We start from the raw sequence: 6,538 nt of genomic DNA on the forward strand, positions 1-6,538 counted from the left end.
CCCAAAGCAGACACCTGCAACCGGGGCCGCTTCGCAGCCCATCGCCGGCAAGCCGGCTCCCACAGGAATATCACCGGCCTTCAGGCCTGCGTGGGAGCCGGCTTGCCGGCGATGAGGCCGGTACTGACCACAGAGCTTTGGATCGTTGCGCGCAATCCAAGCTGAGTGCTCTCACGCGCTGATAAGACCCACTGGTCTGGCCCGCTTGCAGGGCAATCTTGCATAACTCAAAATCGCCGCTTAGCTCACCTCTCGGAAGCCGCGATGCCTGACATATTGCTGAAGCCGGAATTGCCCGGCGTAGCGCTTAAGCGATGGCGTTTGCTGCACCGCGTCAAACAGTCCCATGCGGCGAGCTTGTTCAACGTCACTCAATCAACTATCTCTCGCTGGGAAAGTGGTGTACTGGCACTGGACCCGTTCTCCCGCAGCACTTTGGAGAAGCTACTTACCGCTCGCCTTGATACCGCCGCAGATCAGGCATTGGCGCGGCTGGTGAAAGAAAGCGTGCGGCCGGTTCATCTCATGTGCGACCTGACGCATAGATTGCTGGCGTGCTCGCCCTCACGCGCAGCCCAGTTCACCAGCCCCGTCAGCACACTGCTGGGGCAGTCACTGTGGCGTTTCGCTTCGCCGCAGATCGTTGCCAAGGAATTGATGTTGGACGAACTGGGGTGGAGGGAAGCACTCGCGCCCCCAGCGCTGGAATTTGCAAGCGGTACCAATGATTCCCGCCTCGTGCCCATCAGCCACAGTCTCTGTCGCTGGACACGTATCCCTCTCTCGGATGGCACTGCCGCACGTCTGGTGGAAACGCTGTGATCGATTGCGGCGCATAGCGCCCGCATTTTTTATGCGTGGACGCTGCGTACTTTCAGCTCTAGGCTGCTCTGATCCAGTCAAGGCAGCCCACAGTTCGCCAACAGTGCCAGGAGCAATCATGGATATCGAGAAGCTTAAAGGGCGCCTCGCCTTTCTAACTGAAGCGGAAAAACTCAAGGATGTGCTCAGAACGGCCCATACCTCTTCCGGTCGTACCGAGAGCACGGCTGAACATAGCTGGCGCCTCTGCCTGATGGCCATCGTTTTCGAGGATCAACTGGCCGGTCTCGATAAGTTGAAACTCATCAAGATGTGCGTCATCCATGACTTGGGCGAAGCCATCAATGGCGATATTCCCGCTGTTAGCAAGGACGCGTTTCCCGACAAGAGCCAACAGGAGCGAAACGACCTTCTCCTCTTGACCCGTACACTGGATGACACGGTTAAAGCTGAAATCCTTGCGCTGTGGGATGACTATGAAAATGCACGTTCGCCCGAGGCCCAGGCCGTCAAGGCGCTAGATAAGCTGGAAACCATCCTTCAGCACAATCAAGGCAAGAACCCGCCAGATTTCGATTACGCGTTCAACCTAAGTTACGGCAAGAAATACACGGATGCCTATCCACTGTTCGAGGTGCTTCGCGGCCTTCTCGACGAAAGCACCAGGAAAAATATCCAAAGCCCTCAAGACCGCCATGGCGAATGACTTTGCACAGGGGGTTGCGTACTAGCCAAGTATCTTGTCTACCCGGCTCGATTGCCTGGCAGACGAACACCCGTGCGAGTCGCCGGTGAAGTGCCTGGCGTTTGCCGAGCGAGCGGCGCCAAGCTGGAGGCAGCGCCGAGGATCATCTCGGTGAGTTGTTCAATGATTTGCCGTTGTGACAGGGTCGAATCGATGTCCTGCGATTGGCAAAGGCTTTCGAGCATGCCGATGACCCTGTTGGCGAAGAACCTGGTCGCCGAGCTATCCAAGCCTCGATGGAGCAGGGTAGAGGCAATGATGGCAGTCAGGTGCTGGGTGTATTCATCGCGCATCGCTGCGTGCAGCCGATACTGTTCTGCCGTCAGGTTGCGCGCTTCACGCAGCATGAGTTGCAACCTTTTGCACTCGCGCTGTTGAAGCTCGATGAAGGCACTCACGAATGCATGCAGGCGGGCGCGCGAGCCCTGGGCGGCCTTGAGCTTTGCTCGGGTGAGGCTCAGCAGATCGCTCATGCATTCTTCGATGAGGTCGAAGAGCAGTGCCTGTTTGCTTTCGATGTGGTTGTACAGGGATCCCGCGCCGATACCCAAGCGGGCGGCCAGGTCGCGCAAGCTCGTATTCTGATAGCCCTGTTCAGCGAACAAGTCCACTGCCGCCAGGTACAGGCGCTGCTGTGTCCCGGCCGGTGGGGCAGGTTGTGTGTTGGTGTTCATGGGGTCTCTGGGCTGTTGGTACCAGGGGCGGGCAGGTGGCTTGCCGCCCAGTGAGGGCGGCAAGCGGCTCAGGGGCTAGTACTGCTTCTGGGTAACGTCTTGCGCGGGAAATGCCTGAGGGTGCCGGGCACCGCGCCTGGCAAGCGAATAATAGACGAGCGCCGGCAAGATCAAACCCACCAGCCAGGAAATGTCCGTCTCACCCAGGTATTGCACCAGCGGGCCGGTATAGAAGCTGGTGGCAATGAAGGGCATCTGCACCATCACCCCGAACCCGTAGGTGCCGATACCTACCCAGTTCCAACGGCCATAGCGGCCATCGGGGTCGTCCAAGGCCGCGATGTCGTAGCGTTCCTTAGTGATGAAGTAGTAGTCCACCAGGTTGATGGCACTCCAAGGCGTGAAAAATGCCAGCAGGAACAACAGGAACGACTTGAACGCGCTGAGGAAGGAATGCTGCCCGATCAGCGCAAGGGTGGTGGAGATGCCGACAATACAGAGCACGAAGACCAGGCGCTGGCCGGAGGACACCGTGAAGCGTTTGTGAAACGCACTGACGATGGTGGCGATGCACATGAAGCTGCCATAGGCGTTCAAGGTGGCGATGGTCACTTTGCCAAAGCCGATGCTGAAGAACAGCAGGCTCGCAATCAGCCCGCTGGCGCCTAGGCTTACGATGTAATTCACCTCGTGCCCTGAGAAGGCACTGCCTGCCAGGGCGGCAGCGAACACGCCGAGCACCATGGAGGTCTGTGAACCGAGCACTGAGCCCAGGCCTACGGCAAGGAACGTGCGCAACGGGGAGGTGGCACTGGGCAGGTAACGCGAGTAGTCGGCGACGTAGGGGCCGAAAGCGATCTGCCACGACGCCGAAAGCGAAACGGCCAGAAGGAACGTGTTCCAACCGAAGTGTCGGTTATCGAGCAAGGTGGCGATATCGTTCACCGAGAACATGCGAACGAAAAGGTAGGCGAATGCCACCAAGCCGAGCGCACTGGCAACCCGCCCCAGCAGGTGAATCACCCTGTAGCCACACACCGTCAGGACCACGATCACGGCGGCGAAAACGAGGATGCCGCCGGTATCGCTGATATTGGCCATGCGGCCGATGGCCTGGCCGGCCAGCACCGTGCCGGTGGCATTGAACCCGATGTACATGATGCAGACCAATACCAGCGGTATCACTGCACCGAACACACCGAACTGCACGCGGCTGGAAACCATTTGCGGCAGGCCCAGACGCGGGCCTTGAGCGCCATGCAGCGCCATCACGATGCCGCCGAACACCTGGCCGATCAACAGGCCGATCAATGACCAGAACACATCGCCACCCAGCACCACTGCCAAGGCACCGGTGACGATGGCCGTTATCTGCAGATTGGCACCGAACCATAAGGTGAACTGGCTGAAGAGGCGACCGTGGCGTTCGCTTTCGGGGATGTAATCGATGGATCGCGTTTCTATGAGGGGCTTGCCAGACATGAGCGTGTCTCCTGTGGCGCCACTGCCCATGGCGCCTCTATTGTTGTTATGTGACCGATGCCCTTTGAGCCTGAACGGCTGGTGCCGCCCAGGCTGACCACCTCAAGCGCGGGCGGCGTCCAGTACGGCGCGGGAGATGATGATTTTCTGCACCTCCGAAGTCCCTTCAAAAATGCGCAGGATGCGTGCATCGCGCACCAGGCGCTCCAGCGGCAGGTCGCGAATGTAGCCATAACCGCCATGCAGCTGGAGTGCGGCATCGGTGATGAAACCGGCCGCCTCGGCGGCGAACAGCTTGGCGGTGGCCGACTCCAGGCTGAAGCGCCCGCCCGAATCACGGCTGGCCGCAGCGTGCTGGGTCAGCAGGCGCGCTGCCTGCAATTGGCTGTGCATGTCTGCAAGACGCCACTGTGTACCCTGGTAGGCAGCCAATGGCTTGGGGCCGATCTGGCGCTGCTGGGCCCAGCTGAGGCTGTGCTCCATGGCGGCGCGAGCGATGCCCAAGGCCATCGCCGCCACTTCTACCCGGCCGCGATCCAAGACCTCCATAGCGGTCTTGAAGCCATGGCCTTGCTCGCCCAGCAGGGCGCTGGCGGGCAGCCAGCAGTCCAGCGACAGCTCATAGATCGTGCTGCCGCGCAGGCCCATGGTCTTTTCCGGGCTGGAAAAGCTGATGCCTTGCGTTCCTTTGGGAATGACAAAAGCGCTGATGCCGTGATGACCCGCGTCGCCGTCGGTCTTGGCGTACAGCACGATGAAATCGGCTTCGCGGGCATTGGTGATGTAATGCTTGCTGCCACGGATCCGCCAGCCATCATTTTCCTGGCTTGCTCGGGTGCGCATATCGGCCGGGTTGGAGCCGGCCGCAGGTTCGGTCAGCGCGAACGCGCCCAGCAACTCGCCAGTGGCGGCGCGCGGCAGCCATTGCTGGCGCTGCGCCTCGGTGCCACCGATGAGCAGCGAGTCGGTGGCCAGAAAATGCGCGGTCATCGCCGACGCGGTGGAGGCGCAGGCGGCGGCCACTGCCTCCACCACGCGGCTCATTGCAAGGCTTGTGATGCCAAACCCACCATAGGCCTCAGGCAGATTGATGCCCATGAACCCCAGATCACCCAGGGCCTTGAGGCTGTCGGCGCAAAACGCCTCGGACTCATCAAGGCCCTGGGCCTTGGGTTTCAGTACGTCTTGAGCAACGCGCTCGGCAGATTCGATGATTGCCAGTTCCGCGGCGTCCAGTTCGTAGTTCATTGTTATTCTCCAGTGTGGGGCAGGCCGAACAGGGCATTGGCTTCGCCCAGGCGTGGGGCAGGCGAAGCGGCGTGGGGTTTGCTTGCGTTGAAAAACACCGGCTGCGGTACCAAGGGCGACTGTGCACCGCCCTCTATCAGCAATTGGCGCACCTGGGCTTGCTCGCTGCTGGTGGCCTGGGCCAGATCCCATACAGGCGAGGCGGGCACTCCGGCGTCCAGCAGCAAGTCACAGATCTGTTCAACGCGTTGGGTGCTCGTCCAGGACTCGATCCGTGCTTTCAAGGCCACTTCGTTGGCGGTGCGCGAGCCGTCGTCGACGAAGCGCGGGTCATCGGCCAAGGCCTGGCACTGCATGGTCTGGCACAAGCGGCGGAACAGCTTGTCGCTGGCGACTGCGATCACCACCAGCCCATCAGCGGCGCGGTAGGTGTCGAATGGCGTCGAGACCGGGTGACGGTTGCCCACCAGCCCCGGGGCGCGACCCTGAGCAAACAGATTGGAGAGGCCGGTCATTTGCAGGCTGACCAAGACGTCGAACATCGCCACATCCAGGTACTGTGCGCCAGCAGCGTGGAACTCACGGGCGAACAGCGCCGAGCTGATTGCCCAGGCGGCGTAGACGCCAGCGCAGAGATCGCCAAGTGCTTCACCACTGCGGGTTGGGCCGGTCTGGGGGAAACCTGTCACGCTCATCAGGCCGGACATGGCCTGGGCGACGATGTCGTAGGCCGGGCGGGTGGACAATGGCCCGCTCTGGCCGAACCCGGAAATACTGGCGTAGATCAGTCGAGGGTTGAGCGCCTTGAGGCTGTCGAAATCGATGCCCAATCGCTGGGTCACGCCGGGGCGGAAATTTTCCACCACGACATCGGCATCGGCCACCAGTGCGTGAAAGCGCTGAAGCTGGGCCGGGTCCTTGAAATCAAGTTCGACGCTGCGCTTGCCACGGTTGATCAGGCCGAAATAGACGCTCTCGCCATTTTCGCCAAAAGGGCCCAGGTGGCGGCTGTCATCGCCATGCCCCGGCACTTCGAACTTGATCACTTCGGCGCCTAGGTCAGCCAGCATCGCAGTGCAGTGCGGGCCGGCCAGTACGCGGCTCAGGTCCAGCACACGCACCCCTTGCAGCGGCTTGGGAGCGCAGTTGTTTGGATTCATGGCTTGGCTCCTCACGGCTGGGTGCGGGTGATCATCGGCAGGTTCAGGCCCTGCTCCTTGGCACAGTCGATGGCAATCTGGTACCCCGCATCGGCATGGCGCATCACCCCGGTGGCCGGGTCGTTGGTCAGCACGCGGGCAATGCGCTCGGCCGCCTCATCGCTGCCGTCGCAAACAATCACCATGCCAGAGTGCTGCGAGAAGCCCATGCCGACGCCGCCGCCGTGGTGCAGGGAGACCCAGGTCGCGCCGCTGGCAGTGTTGAGCAGGGCATTGAGCAGCGGCCAGTCGGACACGGCGTCGGAGCCATCCTGCATGGCTTCGGTTTCGCGGTTGGGGCTGGACACCGAACCGGAGTCCAGGTGGTCGCGGCCGATCACGATCGGTGCCGACAGCTCGCCGCTGCG

General features: G+C 61.4%; 6 protein-coding genes and 1 pseudogene. 2 read left to right on the forward strand and 5 right to left on the reverse strand.

Annotated elements, in window-relative coordinates; translation table 11 throughout:
• The first annotated feature begins 264 nt into the window (after window positions 1-264).
• Both B3E94_RS24135 and B3E94_RS24140 read left to right on the forward strand, forming a co-directional pair.
• Window positions 265-822, forward strand: a complete 558-nt coding sequence (locus tag B3E94_RS24135; protein ID WP_236237175.1) for a helix-turn-helix domain-containing protein — start codon at window positions 265-267, stop codon at window positions 820-822.
• A gap of 118 nt (window positions 823-940) precedes the next feature.
• The gene (locus B3E94_RS24140; protein WP_286915519.1) at window positions 941-1,528 is read left to right on the forward strand and encodes an HD domain-containing protein; all 588 of its coding nucleotides are present in this window, start codon (window positions 941-943) and stop codon (window positions 1,526-1,528) included.
• 38 nt (window positions 1,529-1,566) lie between these two features.
• Here the strand turns inward: B3E94_RS24140 and B3E94_RS24145 are convergent, their stop codons facing one another.
• The 5 genes and pseudogenes from B3E94_RS24145 to B3E94_RS24165 form a co-directional block, all read right to left on the reverse strand.
• On the reverse strand, window positions 1,567-2,241 hold the full coding sequence (locus B3E94_RS24145) for a TetR/AcrR family transcriptional regulator (RefSeq protein WP_286915520.1): 675 nt from the start codon (window positions 2,239-2,241) through the stop codon (window positions 1,567-1,569).
• Window positions 2,242-2,316: 75 nt separating this feature from the next.
• The gene (locus B3E94_RS24150; protein WP_286915521.1) at window positions 2,317-3,723 is read right to left on the reverse strand and encodes a purine-cytosine permease family protein; all 1,407 of its coding nucleotides are present in this window, start codon (window positions 3,721-3,723) and stop codon (window positions 2,317-2,319) included.
• A 102-nt stretch (window positions 3,724-3,825) separates the two neighbouring features.
• Window positions 3,826-4,971, reverse strand: a complete 1,146-nt coding sequence (locus B3E94_RS24155; RefSeq protein ID WP_286915522.1) for an acyl-CoA dehydrogenase family protein — start codon at window positions 4,969-4,971, stop codon at window positions 3,826-3,828.
• Window positions 4,972-4,973: 2 nt separating this feature from the next.
• Entirely contained in the window at window positions 4,974-6,131 is a 1,158-nt protein-coding gene (locus B3E94_RS24160; protein WP_286915523.1) for a CaiB/BaiF CoA transferase family protein, read from the reverse strand.
• 11 nt (window positions 6,132-6,142) lie between these two features.
• Window positions 6,143-6,538: pseudogene (locus tag B3E94_RS24165) on the reverse strand (urocanate hydratase); the annotation flags it as partial.

Source organism: Pseudomonas sp. UBA6315, assembly GCF_002438125.1.
Lineage (GTDB): Bacteria > Pseudomonadota > Gammaproteobacteria > Pseudomonadales > Pseudomonadaceae > Aquipseudomonas > Aquipseudomonas faucium.

What these genes read in the sequence shown, in the direction of transcription:
- B3E94_RS24155 (WP_286915522.1), bottom strand. Translation starts at nt 4,971, where the DNA reads ATGAACTACGAACTGGACGCCGCGGAACTGGCAATCATCGAATCTGCC.
- B3E94_RS24135 (WP_236237175.1), top strand. Translation starts at nt 265, where the DNA reads ATGCCTGACATATTGCTGAAGCCGGAATTGCCCGGCGTAGCGCTTAAG.
- B3E94_RS24140 (WP_286915519.1), top strand. Translation starts at nt 941, where the DNA reads ATGGATATCGAGAAGCTTAAAGGGCGCCTCGCCTTTCTAACTGAAGCG.
- B3E94_RS24145 (WP_286915520.1), bottom strand. Translation starts at nt 2,241, where the DNA reads ATGAACACCAACACACAACCTGCCCCACCGGCCGGGACACAGCAGCGC.
- B3E94_RS24150 (WP_286915521.1), bottom strand. Translation starts at nt 3,723, where the DNA reads ATGTCTGGCAAGCCCCTCATAGAAACGCGATCCATCGATTACATCCCC.
- B3E94_RS24160 (WP_286915523.1), bottom strand. Translation starts at nt 6,131, where the DNA reads ATGAATCCAAACAACTGCGCTCCCAAGCCGCTGCAAGGGGTGCGTGTG.